Annotated in this window: 1 protein-coding gene; it reads left to right on the forward strand. The window is 61.9% G+C overall.

The features are described 5' to 3' along the window. Window positions 1–33 precede the first annotated feature (33 nt). Complete coding sequence (locus CG471_RS29810) at window positions 34–1257, forward strand: IS256-like element ISSpwi2 family transposase (RefSeq protein ID WP_014082638.1); 1224 nt, start codon at window positions 34–36, stop codon at window positions 1255–1257. The last annotated feature ends 41 nt before the right edge of the window (window positions 1258–1298 follow it).

Consider the following 1298-nt stretch of genomic DNA (forward strand, 5'->3'; position numbering starts at 1 on the left):
GGCCGGGCATAATGGGCAACAAGGAGTCCCACTATGTCACGACGCAAAGAACCTGCCATACCGAATGAGCTTCTCGATCAGCTTTTGGCGGGCGGCGCTGCCAGTGCCGCCTTCGAGCAGGGCGGTCTGCTCGATTCGCTGAAGAAGGCGCTGACAGAGCGTGCCCTGAATGCGGAGATGGATCACCACCTCGCTGGCGAAGACGGCGCCGGCAACATGCGCAACGGCTACGGTCGGAAGACGGTAATGACCGACACCGGCAAGTTGGCGATCGACGTGCCGCGCGATCGCCAGTCGAGCTTCGACCCGCAGTTGATCGCCAAGTATCAACGCCGCTTTCCCGGCTTCGACGACAAGATCGTGTCGATGTACGCGCGCGGCATGAGCACCCGCGAGATCACCAGGCACCTGCACGATCTATACGGCATCGACGTCTCACCCGATTTGATTAGCACGGTGACCGACGCCGTGCTCGATGAGGTCGCCACTTGGCAGCAGCGGCCGCTCGATCCGGTTTACCCGCTGGTCTTCTTCGACGCGATCCGGGTCAAGATCCGCGACGAGGGCATGGTGCGCAACAAGGCGATCCACATTGCGCTGGGCGTCCGCGCCGACGGCGCAAAGGAGGTGCTCGGCTTGTGGCTCGAGCAGAATGAGGGTGCCAAGTTCTGGCTTCGGGTGATGAACGAGCTTCGCAACCGTGGCGTTGAAGACATCCTGCTGGCCGTCGTTGACGGCCTGAAGGGCTTTCCCGATGCGATCACCGCAGTGTTCCCCGATGCGATCGTCCAGACCTGCATCGTTCACCTGCTGCGCAACTCGATGGACTTCGTCTCCTGGAAGGACCGAAAGAACCTCGCCAGCGCGCTCAAGGAGATTTACCGTGCCACCGACGCAGATGCCGCCGAAAAGGCGCTGACAGCATTTGAGGCTGGCCCTTGGGGGCAGCGCTATCCCGCCATCGGCCAGAGCTGGCGGCGCGCCTGGGGCGAGGTGATCCCGTTTTTTGCGTTCCCCGACGAGGTCCGCCGGATCATCTACACTACGAACGCCATCGAAGCTTTGAACTCGAAGCTCAGGCGGGCTGTCAGGGCCAGGGGACACTTCCCCAGCGACGAGGCCGCCACCAAGCTGCTCTACCTGATCTTGAATCGGTCGGAGAAAGAGTGGAAGATGCCACCACGTGAGTGGACCATGGCGAAGGCGCAATTTGCCGTGATCTTCGGCGAACGTTTCATCAGAGCCATGGCGGCCTGATGATCAACCGCCCGGCCGCACACGGAAATCCTGACAGTCCC

The organism is Sphingobium sp. IP1 (assembly GCF_002708645.1).
Lineage (GTDB): Bacteria > Pseudomonadota > Alphaproteobacteria > Sphingomonadales > Sphingomonadaceae > Sphingobium > Sphingobium yanoikuyae.

What these genes read in the sequence shown, in the direction of transcription:
- CG471_RS29810 (WP_014082638.1), top strand. Translation starts at nt 34, where the DNA reads ATGTCACGACGCAAAGAACCTGCCATACCGAATGAGCTTCTCGATCAG.